This is a genomic window from Pelomonas sp. BJYL3, assembly GCF_027257975.1.
Taxonomy (GTDB): domain Bacteria; phylum Pseudomonadota; class Gammaproteobacteria; order Burkholderiales; family Burkholderiaceae_C; genus Roseateles_B; species Roseateles_B flavus.
Genome location: NZ_JANZKX010000001.1, coordinates 1,014,881 through 1,029,047, shown reverse-complemented (window position 1 = coordinate 1,029,047; position 14,167 = coordinate 1,014,881). Strand labels below are relative to the sequence as shown.

At 68.9% G+C, this 14,167-nt stretch carries 16 protein-coding genes and 1 pseudogene; 4 read left to right on the top strand and 13 right to left on the bottom strand.

The features are described from left to right. Positions 1–59: 59 nt before the first annotated feature. Both O9Y01_RS04590 and O9Y01_RS04585 read right to left on the bottom strand, forming a co-directional pair. Positions 60–683 (bottom strand): UPF0149 family protein, encoded by a 624-nt coding sequence (locus O9Y01_RS04590; RefSeq protein WP_269630295.1) that lies wholly within the window; start codon positions 681–683, stop codon positions 60–62. 20 nt (positions 684–703) lie between these two features. Continuing rightward, positions 704–940 (bottom strand): hypothetical protein, encoded by a 237-nt coding sequence (locus O9Y01_RS04585; RefSeq protein ID WP_269630294.1) that lies wholly within the window; start codon positions 938–940, stop codon positions 704–706. 50 nt (positions 941–990) lie between these two features. On the opposite strand from O9Y01_RS04585, the gene O9Y01_RS04580 reads away from it, so the two are divergent. Then, positions 991–1,854, top strand: a complete 864-nt coding sequence (locus tag O9Y01_RS04580) for an ion transporter (protein WP_269630293.1) — start codon at positions 991–993, stop codon at positions 1,852–1,854. Here O9Y01_RS04580 and O9Y01_RS04575 read toward each other — a convergent pair whose 3' ends face one another. After that, complete coding sequence (locus tag O9Y01_RS04575) at positions 1,855–2,763, bottom strand: DUF808 domain-containing protein (protein WP_269630292.1); 909 nt, start codon at positions 2,761–2,763, stop codon at positions 1,855–1,857. It abuts the gene before it with no gap. A 115-nt stretch (positions 2,764–2,878) separates the two neighbouring features. Here O9Y01_RS04575 and O9Y01_RS04570 point away from each other — a divergent pair, with 115 nt between their 5' ends. Both O9Y01_RS04570 and O9Y01_RS04565 read left to right on the top strand, forming a co-directional pair. Continuing rightward, positions 2,879–3,361 (top strand): thioredoxin family protein, encoded by a 483-nt coding sequence (locus O9Y01_RS04570; protein WP_269630290.1) that lies wholly within the window; start codon positions 2,879–2,881, stop codon positions 3,359–3,361. A 151-nt stretch (positions 3,362–3,512) separates the two neighbouring features. Further along, complete coding sequence (locus O9Y01_RS04565; protein ID WP_269630289.1) at positions 3,513–4,388, top strand: transposase; 876 nt, start codon at positions 3,513–3,515, stop codon at positions 4,386–4,388. Positions 4,389–4,573: 185 nt separating this feature from the next. Here the strand turns inward: O9Y01_RS04565 and O9Y01_RS04560 are convergent, their stop codons facing one another. From O9Y01_RS04560 to O9Y01_RS04550, 3 genes are all read right to left on the bottom strand, one after another. Continuing rightward, positions 4,574–5,041 (bottom strand): hypothetical protein, encoded by a 468-nt coding sequence (locus O9Y01_RS04560; RefSeq protein ID WP_269630288.1) that lies wholly within the window; start codon positions 5,039–5,041, stop codon positions 4,574–4,576. Positions 5,042–5,198: 157 nt separating this feature from the next. Beyond that, complete coding sequence (gene glmU, locus O9Y01_RS04555) at positions 5,199–6,584, bottom strand: bifunctional UDP-N-acetylglucosamine diphosphorylase/glucosamine-1-phosphate N-acetyltransferase GlmU (protein ID WP_269630287.1); 1,386 nt, start codon at positions 6,582–6,584, stop codon at positions 5,199–5,201. A gap of 72 nt (positions 6,585–6,656) precedes the next feature. Beyond that, a complete protein-coding gene (locus O9Y01_RS04550; RefSeq protein WP_269630286.1) occupies positions 6,657–7,268 on the bottom strand; it encodes a DUF4136 domain-containing protein in 612 nt (203 codons plus the stop codon). A gap of 228 nt (positions 7,269–7,496) precedes the next feature. Here O9Y01_RS04550 and O9Y01_RS04545 point away from each other — a divergent pair, with 228 nt between their 5' ends. After that, positions 7,497–7,991: a hypothetical protein gene (locus tag O9Y01_RS04545; protein ID WP_269630285.1), complete on the top strand. Its 495-nt coding sequence runs from the start codon at positions 7,497–7,499 to the stop codon at positions 7,989–7,991. A gap of 104 nt (positions 7,992–8,095) precedes the next feature. Here the strand turns inward: O9Y01_RS04545 and O9Y01_RS04540 are convergent, their stop codons facing one another. The 7 genes and pseudogenes from O9Y01_RS04540 to O9Y01_RS04510 all read right to left on the bottom strand — a co-directional run bounded on the left by O9Y01_RS04540 (position 8,096) and on the right by O9Y01_RS04510 (position 14,146). Next, positions 8,096–9,196 carry a DUF1176 domain-containing protein gene (locus O9Y01_RS04540; protein ID WP_269630284.1) on the bottom strand — a complete coding sequence of 367 codons (1,101 nt, stop codon included), beginning with the start codon at positions 9,194–9,196 and terminating at the stop codon, positions 8,096–8,098. Beyond that, positions 9,193–10,128, bottom strand: coding sequence for a tRNA 2-thiocytidine(32) synthetase TtcA (gene ttcA, locus O9Y01_RS04535; RefSeq protein ID WP_442952708.1), 936 nt, complete (start codon positions 10,126–10,128; stop codon positions 9,193–9,195). Before ttcA ends, O9Y01_RS04540 begins: the two co-directional genes overlap by 4 nt. A gap of 29 nt (positions 10,129–10,157) precedes the next feature. Next, positions 10,158–10,526, bottom strand: a complete 369-nt coding sequence (locus tag O9Y01_RS04530; protein WP_269630547.1) for a dihydroneopterin aldolase — start codon at positions 10,524–10,526, stop codon at positions 10,158–10,160. 405 nt (positions 10,527–10,931) lie between these two features. Further along, positions 10,932–11,549 (bottom strand): annotated as a pseudogene (locus tag O9Y01_RS04525) (FAD-dependent oxidoreductase); the annotation flags it as partial. Positions 11,550–11,706: 157 nt separating this feature from the next. After that, positions 11,707–12,321 (bottom strand): sulfite oxidase heme-binding subunit YedZ, encoded by a 615-nt coding sequence (locus O9Y01_RS04520; protein WP_269630283.1) that lies wholly within the window; start codon positions 12,319–12,321, stop codon positions 11,707–11,709. A 9-nt stretch (positions 12,322–12,330) separates the two neighbouring features. Continuing rightward, complete coding sequence (gene msrP, locus O9Y01_RS04515; protein ID WP_269630282.1) at positions 12,331–13,314, bottom strand: protein-methionine-sulfoxide reductase catalytic subunit MsrP; 984 nt, start codon at positions 13,312–13,314, stop codon at positions 12,331–12,333. A 103-nt stretch (positions 13,315–13,417) separates the two neighbouring features. Then, positions 13,418–14,146 (bottom strand): substrate-binding periplasmic protein, encoded by a 729-nt coding sequence (locus tag O9Y01_RS04510; RefSeq protein WP_269630281.1) that lies wholly within the window; start codon positions 14,144–14,146, stop codon positions 13,418–13,420. Between the last annotated feature and the right edge of the window lie 21 nt (positions 14,147–14,167).

Sequence of the window (14,167 nt, the reverse complement as noted above, 5' to 3'; positions counted from 1 at the left end):
TCCCGGCCAAGAGAAAGGCGACCCGCGGGTCGCCTTTTTTCATGGGCACGAGGGCTGTGTCAGCCGTTCCCACCGTGCCCGGCCAGGGCCAGCACGGCGTCGGGGATCTCGCGGCTGAGGGCATCCTTGAGCTGGGCATTGGCCAGCTGTGCCAGGTCTTGCGGGTCCTGCTGGCTCTCGTCGCCGCCCAGCAGGGCGATGGGGGAGAGCAGGGCGCCCTGGGTCTCGTCCTCGAAGCGCGTGGCCCAGTCGTCGGCGGCCAGGTCCACGCCCAGCATGAAGCCGATGCACCAGTCCTCGGCGTCGGTCAGCTCGGTGCCGTCCTCATCGACGGCAATGCTGAAGATCGGCTCCCAGGCGTCGGGCCGGTTCTTGAGCTGCACGGCAATGCTGTGCACGTGGCGCAGCACCAGCATCATCACGCGCTTCTTCTGCTTGCCGCTGACGAAGGGGGCGATGCCATCGGCGCCATCGCCGCCCCAGACCTCGGGCAGCCAGGCCGCGCCGGGCAGGCCGGCCAGGGGCTGCGGGCTCAGCAGCAGGGCGGTCAGGTAGCCGTCCAGGGCCTCGATGTTCATCGCGGCGTCGCTGGACAGCTTGCTCAGCATGTCGTCGAGGGTCGACAGCTCCTCGTCGCTGAGCGGCAGGTAGTCGGAGGCGGGGTTGTAGCTGGGATATTCCATGGTGGGGCTTCAGTGAGGGCTCAGCCGTGGCGGCCGTGCCGGCTCTTGGGTTTCTTGGTGTCCAGCTCGGCGATCTGAGCCTTCAGCAGCGACATCAGCACGCGGGCATTGGCTTCGGTCATGCTCAGGATGGAGCTGGGCTCGATGCCCTCCACATTGGCCTTGGGAGCGACCAATGCGTCCACCTTGAGCATGATCAGGCCGTGCGCATTGCCGGCGGCCTTGAACTTCTGGACTTCGATGGTGTGTGTCTTCATGCCTTGATTGTCCCTCGTCGCGGCGCAGCGGCGGATGCTAGGCTGGCGGGATGACGCATCCAGCCCCTGCCCAAGGCCCCGCCGCGCTGAGCGGCTGGCGGGCCCGCTGCTACACCATCATCTTCGAGGCGGACACGCGCGCCGGCAAGGCCTTCGACGTGGCCCTGGTCGTGGCCGTGCTGCTGAGCGTGGCCCTGGTGATCGCCGAGAGCGTCGCCGACTGGCGCCTGCGCCATGGCCGTGCCTTCGACGTCGCCGAGTATTTCTTCACCGCGCTGTTCACCGTCGAGTACCTGCTGCGCGTGGCCTGCGTGCCGCAGCCCTGGCGCTATGTGCGCAGCTTCTATGGAGTCGTCGATCTGCTGGCGGTGCTGCCCACCTACCTGGCGCTGTTCCTGCCCGGGGCCTATGCCCTGGTGGACGTTCGCGTGCTGCGCCTGCTGCGCATCTTCCGCATCTTCAAGCTCAGCGCCTACCTGCACGAGTTCCGCAGTCTGGGCAGCGCGCTGCAGGCCAGTGCGCGCAAGATCCTGGTCTTCCTGTCGGTGGTGATCATGGCCGTGCTGATCATGGGGACGGTGATGTATGTGGTCGAGGGGCCGGCCCATGGCTTCGTCAACATCCCCACCGCCATGTACTGGGCCGTGACCACCATGACCACGGTGGGCTTCGGCGACATCACGCCCAAGACGGACCTGGGCCGCCTGATCGCCTCGGCCATGATGCTGCTGGGCTGGGGCGTGCTGGCCGTGCCCACGGGCATCGTGACGGCCGAGATGACGGCCCAGCGTCGCAGCGGCACGCCCACCACCCGCAGCTGCCCGCAATGCCTCAGCGAAGGCCATCTGGCCGAGGCGCGCTACTGCCGCGACTGCGGCGCGCCCCTGCCGCCCTACCAGCGCGACGCCATCTGATCAGCGGCCGCGCAGCTTGCCGAAGCCCTCGACCACGGCCAGCACCGCGGCGCCGCAGGCAATGCCCACCAGCACATCGCCCAGGGTCGCGACCAGCCAGGGCAGCACAGGAGCGCCGGGCACGGATTGCGCCAGGTGAGCGATGGCATGGTGCACCGGCGGCATGCCATGCACCAGGATGCCGCCACCGACCATGAACATGGCGGCGGTGCCGACCACGGCCAGGGTCTTCATCAGGCGCGGCGCAGCCACCAGCAGCAGGCCGCCCAGCGACTGCTTCCACGACTCGGCCTTGCGGCTGAGGTAGAGGCCCAGGTCGTCCAGCTTCACGATGGCCCCCACGAGGCCGTAGACGCCCACCGTCATCAGCACCGCGATGCCGCTGAGCACCAGAACCTGCGTGGTCAGCGACGAGCCGGCGACCAGGCCCAGGGTGATGACGATGATCTCGGCGGACAGGATGAAGTCGGTGCGGATCGCCCCCTTGATCTTGTCCTGCTCGAAGGCGACCAGGTCCACGGCCGGGTCGCTGAGGGCCTGGACCTGCTGGGCATGCTCGGCCTCCTCCTCGGCCTTGTGGAGGAACTTGTGCGCCAGCTTCTCGACGCCCTCGAAGCACAGGTAGGCGCCACCCAGCATCAGCAGGGGCGTGACGATCCAGGGCACGAAAGCGCTGATGGCCAGCGCGGCCGGCACGAGGATGGCCTTGTTGCGCAGCGAGCCCTTGGCGACGGCCCACACCACCGGCAGCTCGCGCTCGGCGCGGATGCCGCTGACCTGCTGCGCGTTGAGCGCGAGGTCATCCCCCAGCACCCCCGTGGTCTTCTGGGCGGCAGCCTTGGAGAGGACGGCGACGTCGTCCAGCAGGGTGGCGATGTCGTCGAGCAGGGCGAGAAGGGTTGAGGCCATGATGGGCACGAAGTTGAAAACCCTGCTTTGTACATGATCTCGCATCAGGATCCCGCCAGGGCCGGACCGGCATGCATTCCGGCAGGGTGAAATGACTTGCGGCACACTGCGCCCCATGAACACCGTCGCCACCTTCTTCCGCAGCACGGCGCTGGCCCTGGGCCTGGCAGCCGCCCTGGTCCCCGCCCTGGCCGAGGACGCGCCCAAGCCGCAGGTCTACAACGAGCAGGCCGATGCCCGTGCCGACCTCAACCAGGCCCTGGCGCAGGCGAATGCCCAGCAGCGCAATGTGCTGGTGGTCTTCGGCGCCAACTGGTGCGGGGATTGCATGGCTCTGGATCGCAAGTTCTCCGGCGGCACGCTGGCCGGGCCGGTGGCCAAGCGCTTCGTGGTGCTCAAGGTCAATGTCGGTCGCTTCGACAAGAACACCGACCTGGCGGCCCAGATGGGCGTGCCGCTGAAGAAGGGCATCCCCGCGGTGGCCGTGCTGGGCCGCGACGGGCAGGTGCTCAGCGCCACCAGCGGTGGCGAGCTGGCCGATGCCCGCAACATGGGCGACGACGCCGTGCTCAAGGTGCTCGACGGGCTCAAGCACTGAGCCCCAGCGGCCCTGCGTGCCCCGCTCCTTGGCGGGGACGCAACACCTGGCCCCATGACTGAGACAGGCTTCCCTGGGGGCGTCCCCTTTCCATGGGGGTCAGGCCTTGCCTGGCACTTGCGTTTTGCGGGCTGCTGGCCTAAGTTGCAGCATGGCCAGACCACTGCGGATCGAATTTGCGGGCGCCGTCTACCACCTCAGCTCCAAGGCCGAGGCGGGCGCGGTGGTGTTCCACGATGACGCGGACCGCCGAGCCCTGCTCGCGGTGATCGCGCAGGCCATGGAGCGCTTCGACGCCCAGGTGCTGGCCTACTGCCTGGAGCCCGACTCCTACGAGCTCCTGCTCTTCACCCGCCAGGCCAATCTCTCGCGCCTGATGCGGCACATCAACGGCGTCTATACGCAAGGCAGCAACAGGCGGCACGGCACCGTGGGGCATCTGTTCCAGGGGCGCTTCAAGGCCGTGCTGGTGGACCGCGAACAGCTGCTGCTGGATGCCTGCCGCTATGTCGAACTGGGTGGCGTGCGCCGCGGCGTGGCGGCCTCGCCGGCTCAGTGGCCCTGGTCCAGCTATGCCGCCCATATCGGGCAGGTCGAGGCGCCGGAGTGGCTGGATGTGCAAGGTCTGCATGCCTATGTGATGGGTCGGCCCCTGCAAGGCGCTGCCGATCGCCGCAAGGCAGCGCAGCGCTACGAGAAGCTGGTCGCCGAGGCCAGTGGCCTGGACCTGTGGAAGCACCTGCGCCAGCAGATCTACCTGGGCGACGCCGCCTTTGTCGATCGCCTGAAGGGCCAGCTCAAGGGCGTGGGGGCCACTGCGCGCAAGTCCGCCCGTGGCGGCGTTTCACTGAAATCCCGGCCCTGGCGCGACTGGCTGCACGAAGCCGGCAGCCGTGAGGAGGCCCTGTACCGCGCCCACACCGAGGGCGGCCTGTCCATGACCGGCCTGGCCAAGGAGCTGGGGCTGTCGGTGTCTCGGGTCAGCCGCCTGATCGCGGGGCACGAGCGCCAGCGGCACCAGCACTGAAGGCCGGGCGACGGTCCGCTGTCTTCGCCGAACCCCTGCCAGGGGCTGTCCCCGTCCGCTGTGGACAAGTCCGTGCAAAAGCTGGCGGTAGTGACGCCAAGTGCTTGAATGGCAAGGCCATTCCCTGGATTGATGAAAAAAAAGGCACCGCTTGACGGTGCCTTCTTTCTGCGGAGCTGCAGCGCTCAGTGCAGGGCGTGCGCAGCGCCGGTCGGGCAGGGCGCGCTGACAAAGGCCTGCGCCTCCGCCTCTTCCCACGCTTCCTGGGTCAGTTCGCGGGCCGCGGCCAGCTGGTTGCAGAGTTCGAACACGCCCAGGCCATCGGCATCGCCCACGGTCTCGGGTTGCGGGGCAGCTGCCACCTCGGCCGGCAGGTCGGCGAGGGCGCCCAGCAGGTCGAAGAGCAGGTCCAGATTGGGTTCGCCGGGTTCCTGGCGCGCCAGGCCCAGACTGCGGCAGAGATACCAGCAGGCCTTGGCAGCGTCGTCGCAGCGGGCATGGTAGAGCGCCATGCGCTCCAGGGCCTCGGCCCGGGCCTGCTCGTCGGCCAGGGCTTCGGCCTGGGCGTCCAGCATGGGATCCAGGCCAGCGAGCAACTGGCTGCGCTCCGCCTCGGCCAGGCTGTCGGCCTCGGCGTGCTGCGGTTCGGTCATCAAAGGCTCAAGATGCGTGTGTGCCATGGGGTACTGCTTTCTTCCACCTGCTGACGCAATGCTAGGCAGGCTCGGCGCATTTGGCGCCCCCTGAAGAGGGGGACATGGCGCCATCCTAGGCAGGCGGATGAAGTTTGTCACGCAAACTGTTGCCGGATCAGCGCTTTTTCACGGGCCGCTGCCAGCCGCTGATGCCCACCTGTTTGCCGCGCGCCACGCTCAGCTCGCCCTCGGCCACGTCCTTGGTGATGGTGGAGCCCCCGCCGATGGTGGCGCCAGCCCCCAGCTTGACCGGGGCCACGAGCACGCAGTTGGAGCCCACGTGCACGTCGTTGCCGATCTCGGTGCGGTGCTTGTTGGCGCCGTCGTAGTTGGCGGTGATGGAGCCGGCGCCGTAGTTGACGCGCTCGCCCACCGTCGCATCGCCCAGGTAGGCCAGGTGATTGGCCTTGGCGCCGCGTGCCAGGGTGGAGTTCTTGACCTCGACGAAATTGCCGATGTGCACCTCGGCGCCCAGTTGCGCGCCCGGGCGCAGGCGGGCAAAGGGGCCGATCAGCGCGCCTTCGCCCACGCTCGCGCCGGCGGACTCGCCGTCGATGTGGGTGAATTCATGGATGCGGGCGCCGGCCGCGATGCTGGCGTTGCGGATCACGCAATTGGCGCCGATGCGCACCCCATCGCCCAGGCTGACCTGGCCTTCGAAGATGCAGTTGACGTCGATCTCGACGTCCTGCCCGCAGCGCAACGTGCCGCGCACGTCGAAGCGCGCCGGATCGGCCAGGCGCACGCCGGCTTCCATCAGGCCTTCAGCCTGCTGGCGCTGGTAGCGGCGCTCCAGGTCGGCCAGCTGCAGGGGGCTGTTGACGCCCAGGACCTCGGTCTCGTTGGGTGCCTTGACGCCCAGCACCGGCACGCCTTCGGCCACGGCCATGGCGACGATGTCGGTCAGGTAGTACTCGCCCTGGGCATTGTTGTTGGACAGGGCCATGACCCAGCGCTTCAGCAGGGCCGTGGGCGCCGCCATCATGCCGGTATAGCCCTCGCGGATCAGGCGCTGCTCAGGGCTGGCGTCCTTGTGTTCGACGATGGCCTGCACGGCACCGTCGGGCTGGCCGCCCGCGCGCACGATGCGGCCGTAGCCGGTGGGGTCGGCCAGGTCGATGGTCAGCAGCACCAGGGCGCGGCCGTCGCAGGCCTCGGCCAGGCGGCGGGCGGTCTCGGTGCGGATCAGGGGAACGTCACCATTGAGGATCAGCGTGGTGCCGCTCTCCGGCAGCACGGGCACCGTCTGCTGGATGGCGTGGCCGGTGCCCAGCTGCGGCTCCTGGCGCACGAAGGCCGCACCACTGGCCGCGACCGCCGATTCCACCTGGGCCGCACCGTGGCCGGTGATGACGATGCGCTGGCTGGCGGCCAGGGGCTCGGTGCAATCCAGCACGTGCTGGAGCAGGGAGCGGCCGGCCAGCTTGTGCAGGACCTTGGGCAGGGCCGACTTCATGCGGGTGCCCTTGCCGGCAGCCATGATGACGATGTTCAGTGCCATGTCGAAAATCGCGACGCGTCTTGGAAAGAAGCCGCGATTATGGCTGTCGGCGGGGCCCGGTCCGGCCCGGGTTCAGGGGGCCTCGCGGCTGACCTGGACGCTGACGCGGTGGGGCTTGGGCTCGGTTCTGGGGAAGTCGCTCATCGCGGCATCGAAAAGGGCGCCGGGCAGGCGCGAATCACCCTGGGTCATGCCTTCGTTGCTGGCGCGGGCCTCATAGAGCGGCTCGCCGCTGCTGCGGTCGCGCAGCAGCAGGGCCACGCCACGTTCGTAGCGGGGTTCCATCCACAGGGGGCCCAGGCCGCCGCGCCAGTAGCTGCCGTAGCGCCAGCCGCCGTAGCTGCCGTGCCAGCGCCACCACAGCGGATCATCCCAGGGCGCGCGGTCATTGGCATTGACACTCATGCCGATGGAGACCAGCACGTCGGCACTCTTGGCATCGGTCGCGGGCCTGAAACCTGCCTTGCCCAGGGCGGCCGCGGCGGCAGCCTCCAGGGCGGCCTGCCGCTCGGACTCCTGCTGCTGCGAGGGCAGGCGGTCGAAGGCATAACTTGCCGGCTTGCGGCCCTCCGGCCAGCTGCCAAAGCTGCTGACGTCCGCGCTGACGACATAGGTGCTGCTGCAGGCGCTGAGGCCCAGCAGGGCGCTGGCGGTGACTCCCAACATCCAGTGACGGCGGTCCATGGTGGCTCCTCTCTCGGCTCAGGCCGAATGGCTTCATTCTAGGGAGCCGGGCAAGCGATGACCCAGCCACATTGCAAAGCTTGGTGAAGGTGCTGGGCGAGCTCCGGACGCCGCCTGCGTCGCAGGGCCGCCACCCTGGGGCCGCGCTGAGGAAAACCATGTTGACGATGAGCGTTTCCACTGAAACACTCGCTCGGGTTTTTCTGTTTTGAGTTGAGGAGAGTTCTGATGTTGGTCCGCAAGCCCCTGCTGCGTACGCTGCCCCTGCTGGGCTTGGCCCTGTGCCTGAGCCTGCCCACCCTGGCGGCTGAATCGACGCCCGGCCCGGATGCCGCGCGCGTCCAGGCCGTCCGCGAGAAGCTGCGCACGGACCGCAAGGCCGTGGTGCTGCACAACCTGAAGCTGGATGCTGCCCAGACCGCCAAGTTCAACACCGTCTACGAGGCCTACTCCAAGGAAGCCGGCGAGCTGGCCCGCCAGCGCACCCGCATGGTCGTGGAATCCGTGAACCAGGGCGACAAGCTGACCGGCGCCCAGGCCAAGCAGGCCTCCAAGGACTCCCTGGCCCTGGCCGAGGCCGAGCTGAAGCTGCTGCGCAAGTACCACCCCAAGATGGTCAAGGCCATCGGCCAGGAAGAAGCCAACCGCTTCCTGGAAGTCGAGACCAAGATCCTGGCGCTGAACCACTACGACATCGCCTGGACCTCGCCGCTGAGCGAGTGAGTCTGCCCCCGCGCTGAAGGCGGGGCACAGTCCCATGAAATACGAGCCCCGCGGGGCTCGTTTTCATTGCGGCTTGTGACTGCGGTGCGGGCGTGTTCGGCAGGTCATGGGCGGCTGGCCGGCTTCGGCACTGGCTGGACCTCCGCCTGCCATAGCGTCAGGCCAGGGCCGCCGCCATCCATGCCATTGCAGTCCGGGGCTTCGTTGGCCAGGCGCAGCGCAAAGCCGGAGGCGGTCCAGACCCACTCCCGGTTGCCGCCGCAGTCACCCAGGCCGCGACCCTTGTGCCAGGTGCTGAGCTTGCCCGCGTTGAATTCCGCATTCATCAGGTCCAGCGCCGGCTCCTGGAGGTCAGGCAGCACTTCAGGCGCAACATCGAGCGCCTTGCCGCCCTGCTTCACACGCCAGAGCCGGTAGCTGGTCTGGTAGGCCGCACGGGCGCACTCCATCAGCACCAGGTACTCCTTCGGACGGATCTGGTGGATCGCTGTCTCCGGCAGCCTGTCCGCCTCGGGAGGGTCGTCCTGAAGCAGGTAGCAATCCTGGATCACGGCCGGGTGGCGGACCAGTTGACGGCTCAAGACCAGCTCCGCGTCGGCGGGCAGCCTGGTGGGCATCGCGGCGGGCACCAGCACCGGCAGGGGCGGCGCCAGCGGCACCCGGGCCGCGGTGGCCTGCCCCTTGGCCACCCAGGCCGTCACCGTGCCGACGCGGCCCTGGGTGTCGTCCATCTTCAGCAGCGCGGCCTTGAGGCCTTGCAGGGATACCGAGGCCTCGCTGCCCCGTCCGGACAGTCGCATGCGGGGTGCCTCCACCATGGCCCTGACCAGGGCCTGGGCGATGGCCGGCGGCAGGTCGGCGTCCAGTGGCAGTCGCCTGAAGTCGCGCCCACCGATGCGCACGTCGACCCGGCTGCCCTCTGGCACCTCTTGGCCGTCCCGACTGCCGAGGTGCAGTTGCAGGTGCACGGCGCCTTGCGGGCCGGCGTCACGGGACAGCCAGAGGCCGGCCTGCACCTGCGAGTCGCTCTGGCCCTCATCCTCGTCCGGGCCCAGGACCCGGTAGCCCTGTGCCGAGCAGGCGCGGACGTTGTCGCAGGCAATAGTCCAGTCGCCGTAGCGCTGCTGGAAGGGCGCCGGCGGCGTGGCGCCCTGGCTGGCATGGGTCGCCAGCAGGCCCAGCAGCACGGCCAGGCAGCGGCTCATCGCACGATGCTGATGGTGGCCGGCTTGGGCTCGGCGCAGCTCTCGTCCTCGTCGAAGGCGATGTCGCCGTTGGCGTCGGGCACGCCGGTGGCCTTGATGGTCTGGAAGGGGAAGAGGTTCCGGTCCATCATGTGCGAGGTCACGATATTGCCCATGGCCGTGAACATATTGTCGACCCGGCCCGGGAACTTCCGGTCCCAGTCCTGCAGCATGGCCTTCACCGAGGCGCGCTGCAGGTTCTCCTGGCTGCCGCACAAGTTGCAGGGAATGATGGGGAACTGGCGGTGCTCGGCCCAGGTGACGAGGTCGCTCTCGCGCACATAGGCGAGGGGGCGGATCACCACGTTCTGGCCGTCGTCGCTGACCAGCTTCGGGGGCATGCCCTTCATGCGGCTGCCGAAGAACATGTTGAGCATCAGCGTGGTGACGATGTCATCGCGGTGATGGCCCAGGGCGATCTTGGTCGCGCCCAGCTCCTTGGCCACGCGGTACAGGATGCCGCGGCGCAGGCGCGAGCACAGCGAGCAGGTGGTCTTGCCCTCGGGCACCAGCTTCTTGACGATGGAGTAGGTGTCCTGCGTCTCGATATGGAAGTCCACGCCGATTCCGCTGAGGTAAGTGGGCAGCACCTCCGCCGGGAAGCCGGGCTGCTTCTGGTCCAGGTTGACGGCGACGATGTCGAACTTGATCGGCGCGCGCTGCTTCAGGTTGATCAGGATGTCCAGCAGGGCGTAGCTGTCCTTGCCGCCGGAGAGGCAGACCATGACCTTGTCGCCGTCCTCGATCATGTTGAAGTCGCCGATGGCCTGGCCCACCAGGCGGTGCAGGCGCTTGGAGAGCTTGTTCATCTCGTGGGCGTGCTTCTTGTCCGCAGCCAGGGCGGCGGCATCAGCGCTGCTCGCGCTGTCGAGTTCCATCGTTTCGTTCGTCATGTCAACCTCGTCAACTCCTGGCCGTGGGGTCACCACTGGCCACATTCGGCGCTGATCGCCACCTGGCAATCCTCAAAAATCTCAAGCTTGGTCACCTTGATGCGCACGCCCACCACGCCGGCCAGCTTCATCAGCCGGGTGCAGAGCTTGCCCAGCAGGGCCTCCAGCAGGTCCGTGTGCTCGGCCGTGCATTCGTCGATGATGATCTGGCGCACGCGGCGGTAGTCCAGCACGTGGCCGATGTCGGCATCGCGCGAGACGATCATCTGCGCACCGAGGTTGACCTCGGCGTCGACCTGGATGGGCTGCGGCCCCTCGCGCTCGAAGTCCAGCACGCCCAGGTTGGCGCCGAAGCGCAGGCCCTGCAGATGGATGATCTGGCGGTTGTTGCGCCGCAGGGCCAGCGTGGGCTGGCCTTCCTTCAGCGGCCGCAGGAAGGCCTCGGCGGCCTTGGCAGCCACGACGCCATCACCCAGGGCGGTCTGCACGCAGGGATGCTGGCGGCCGCTGGCATCACCGGCCACGAAAAGGCCCAGGGGCGCGAAGCGGGGCTCGTCGCGGAAGGGATGCGAAGGCGCGGTGATGCCGGCCCGCTGCAGGGCGTCGCCGATGATCAGCCAGGCCGAAGGCTCGGCCTCGTAGCCCAGCAGCGCGGCCACGTGGTCGAAGCGCTCCTCGCCGTGCTCGCGCGAGCGCACCGTGACGCCCGAGGCATCCGGCAGCAACTCGGCAGGCATGGGGCAGCGCGGACGCTGCACGATGGACGGCTGGGCCTGGATGCGGTCCACCAGCATCTGCTGGGCCCGCCAGTCCGAGCGCGACCACAGCGTGACCTGGTGGCCGCGGGCCTGCAGGAAGAGGGCGTTCTCGGCCGCGTTGTCGCCGCCGCCCAGCAGCAGGATGCGGCCCGGCGTCAGGGACTCGCGCCGGGCGGTGAGGTCGATGGCATCGAGCACCCGCTCATGCGTGCGGCCCGGCGGGAAGAAGGGCTCGGGGCGCAGGGGGCGCAGGCCTGTGGCCAGGATCAGGGCGCGGGCCGCGAGGCAGCCGCCGTCCGAGAGCTGGAGGCGCCAGCCCGCGCCCGCCTGCCAGTCGGCATGCTGCAGGCTGCGGTCCAGCAGGAGCTGCACGCCCGTCTGCGCCTGCAGCTGCCGCGCGAACTGCCGGCCGAGGGCGGCGAGGTCCTCGCCCGCATGGCCCAGCACCCAGTCCTGCGGGAACTGCAGCGCCTGCAGCGAGGCGCACAGCTGGCTCTGGCGCTCGACCACGGCCACGCGCAGGCCCAGCTGCGCCAGCCAGGACGCGGCCGAGCAGCCCGCCGGGCCGCCGCCCAGGATGGCGATGTCGGTCGTGCTGTCGGTGTGGCCGTCGGCGGCGGGGTCACCGCAGGGGGCAGCGGACGCGTTGGCGTTGGAGCTCATGGGCGCTCTTTGGCGGGGTGGTGGCGGAACTTTGGGAGGCCGGGGCGTGGGGTTGCCACAAGGCGGGGACAGCCGCCTTGCCAGCGGCCGAACCCGCGATTATCGCCGCCCCGCCCTTTTTTTGAGCAACAGCCTTTGTTGACGGGAGTCTAGGACCTCACGCCAGCGCGGTCTGGCGACGCCACCGGCGCCCCACGCGCCAGCCCAGCAGGGCCGCCAGCAGCAGACCGTAGACCGCCGGTTCGGCGAAGTTGTGCTTGCCCGCGCGCATCCAGACGAAGTGCAGCAGGGCCAGCAGGGCCAGACCGTAGACCAGGCGATGCAGGCGTTGCCAGCGCGCCGCGCCCAGAGCCTTGATGGCCCGGTTGAAGCTGGTGGCGGCCAGTGGCAGCAGGCCCAGCCAGGTCAGGAAGCCCAACAGAATGAAGGGCCTCTTGGCGATGTCATGGGCGATCTCGCCCGGGTCTAGCCCCATGTCCAGCCAGCCATAGGCCAGCAGGTGCAGGCTGGCATAGAAGGCGGTGAAGAGGCCCAGCATGCGGCGGAAGCGGGCCAGGGCCGGCAGCCCCAGGGCCTCGCGCAGGGGTGTCACGGCCAGAGTCAGCCACAGCAGGCGCAAGCTCCAGTCGCCCAGGCCGCGGATCATCGCCTCGGCCGGGTTGGCGCCCAGCCCGTCCTGCACGGCGGCCGCCAGCAGCCAGGCCAGGGGCCCGAGGCCGGTGATGAACAGAAGGGGCTTGGTGGCCGGATGCAGCAGGAAATGTCTTGGCACGGCCGACCCTCAGAAGAACTTGCGCAGGTCCATGCCGCTGTACATCGAGGCCACCTGCTCGCCGTAGCCGTTGAACATCAGGGTGGGCCGCTTCTTGCTGAACCAGCCGTCCTCGCCAATGCGCCGCTCGCTGGCCTGGCTCCAGCGCGGGTGGTCGACCTGCGGGTTGACGTTGGAGAAGAAGCCGTACTCCTGCTGGGCGGCCCGGGTCCAGGAGCTGACGGGCTGCTTCTCGACGAAGCGGATGCGCACCAGGGACTTGGCGGACTTGAAGCCGTATTTCCATGGCACGACCAGGCGCACGGGCGCACCGTTCTGCTTGGGCAGCACCTCGCCATACATGCCGAAGCCGAGCAGGGTCAGCGGGTGCATGGCCTCGTCCAGGCGCAGGCCCTCGACATAGGGCCAGTCCAGCACGCCGGAGCGCAGGCCTGGCATCTGGGCCTTGTCAGCCAGGCTGGTGAACTCGACGTAGCGGGCCTTGGACGTGGGCTCGACCTTGCGGATCAGCTCGGCCAGGGAATAGCCGATCCAGGGGATCACCATGCTCCAGCCCTCGACGCAGCGCAGGCGGTACAGCCGTTCCTCCAGGGGCGCCAGCTTGAGCAGGGCGTCGATGTCGTGGACGCCGGGTTTGGCCACCTCGCCCTCGATGCTGACGGTCCAGGGCCGGGTCTGCAGGGTGTGGGCCAGCTGGGCGGGCTCGGCCTTGTCGGTGCTGAACTCGTAGAAGTTGTTGTAGCGGGTGGCGTCTTCGTAGCGGGTGGGCTTGTCCATCACCTGCGCGCCGGGCAGCCGGCTCTTCGCTGCGGTCAGGCGGGCTTTGTCGGCGGATTGGGCCAGGGCCTCGCGCGAGGCCCAGCTGGCCAGGGCGGCGCCGGCCACGCCGGAGGCCATCAGGCGCAGCCACTCGCGCCGGCCTTCGTAGAGGGCCTGGGGCGTGACTTCAGAAGCCAGCGAGCGGCCGTGGCCGCGGTCGGGGTGGAAATGCATGGCAGCGCGTCCTTTTGAATCGGTGACGAGTCTTGGTCGTCCCGCGTGCGAAAAGCTTACGCTGTGTGCCAATGCCCGCGTGCGGACTCGGCTTCTGCCCCGCTCAGTGCCGGCCGGGGCTTTCCTGCCAGTGCGGCGGGCAGGCGACGCTGCGCAGCAGGCGCTGGTATTCGCCGCTGGCCTGCAGCTGCTTGAGGCCGCGGTTGAAGTCTTCCAGCAACTGGGGGCTGGCGGGCCTGCCCTTGGGGAAGATCACGTGGGTGGTGAAGCTGTCGGTGAGCAGGCGGGGGTGGTAGTCGACCTGCCGGGCTTCCTCGGGGCTGAAATGGCTCAGCAGCAGGTAGCAGGCAGTGCCCCGCTCCATGGGCATGGCGTCCAGGCGGCCCAGCAGCAGCTTGCGCAGGCCGGCGAGGTCGTCCGGCGTGCCGTCGGTTCTGAGCTCGCCCTTGCGGGCCAGGCTCCAGAACTCGGGCGTGTAGGTATAGCCCTTGATCACGCCCAGGGTGTAGGGCTTGAGGTCGCCGAGCTTGCGCCAGGTCAGGGCCTTGTCCCGGCGGTGGACGAAGACCCACTGCTCGCTCATCACGTTGTTGCTGAGCAGGAAGTCGCGCTGCCGCTCCTCGTTGGCCCCCCAGTAGGCGGAGGCGTCCCAGAGCCCGGCGCGGGTCTCGTTCTGGGCCCGTTGCCAGGGCATGAACTGGTAGCGCACCTCATGGCCGGCCAGCGCGAAGGCGCGGCGCACGATCTGCAGGGCCGTGCCCGAGTCGTTTGCTTCTGCCGTCGCGTAAGGCGGCAGCTCGCCGGTGGCGATGCGCACGGTGGCCGCCGGCACGGCCGATGCGAGCAGGGCGAG

Bases quoted from the DNA above. Each gene is read 5' to 3' on its own strand.
- O9Y01_RS04560 (WP_269630288.1), bottom strand. From the start codon at position 5,041: ATGACCGAACCGCAGCACGCCGAGGCCGACAGCCTGGCCGAGGCGGAG.
- O9Y01_RS04550 (WP_269630286.1), bottom strand. From the start codon at position 7,268: ATGGACCGCCGTCACTGGATGTTGGGAGTCACCGCCAGCGCCCTGCTG.
- O9Y01_RS04585 (WP_269630294.1), bottom strand. From the start codon at position 940: ATGAAGACACACACCATCGAAGTCCAGAAGTTCAAGGCCGCCGGCAAT.
- ttcA (WP_442952708.1), bottom strand. From the start codon at position 10,128: ATGACGAACGAAACGATGGAACTCGACAGCGCGAGCAGCGCTGATGCC.
- O9Y01_RS04590 (WP_269630295.1), bottom strand. From the start codon at position 683: ATGGAATATCCCAGCTACAACCCCGCCTCCGACTACCTGCCGCTCAGC.
- O9Y01_RS04580 (WP_269630293.1), top strand. From the start codon at position 991: ATGACGCATCCAGCCCCTGCCCAAGGCCCCGCCGCGCTGAGCGGCTGG.
- O9Y01_RS04545 (WP_269630285.1), top strand. From the start codon at position 7,497: ATGTTGGTCCGCAAGCCCCTGCTGCGTACGCTGCCCCTGCTGGGCTTG.
- O9Y01_RS04575 (WP_269630292.1), bottom strand. From the start codon at position 2,763: ATGGCCTCAACCCTTCTCGCCCTGCTCGACGACATCGCCACCCTGCTG.
- msrP (WP_269630282.1), bottom strand. From the start codon at position 13,314: ATGCATTTCCACCCCGACCGCGGCCACGGCCGCTCGCTGGCTTCTGAA.
- O9Y01_RS04540 (WP_269630284.1), bottom strand. From the start codon at position 9,196: ATGAGCCGCTGCCTGGCCGTGCTGCTGGGCCTGCTGGCGACCCATGCC.
- O9Y01_RS04570 (WP_269630290.1), top strand. From the start codon at position 2,879: ATGAACACCGTCGCCACCTTCTTCCGCAGCACGGCGCTGGCCCTGGGC.
- glmU (WP_269630287.1), bottom strand. From the start codon at position 6,584: ATGGCACTGAACATCGTCATCATGGCTGCCGGCAAGGGCACCCGCATG.
- O9Y01_RS04565 (WP_269630289.1), top strand. From the start codon at position 3,513: ATGGCCAGACCACTGCGGATCGAATTTGCGGGCGCCGTCTACCACCTC.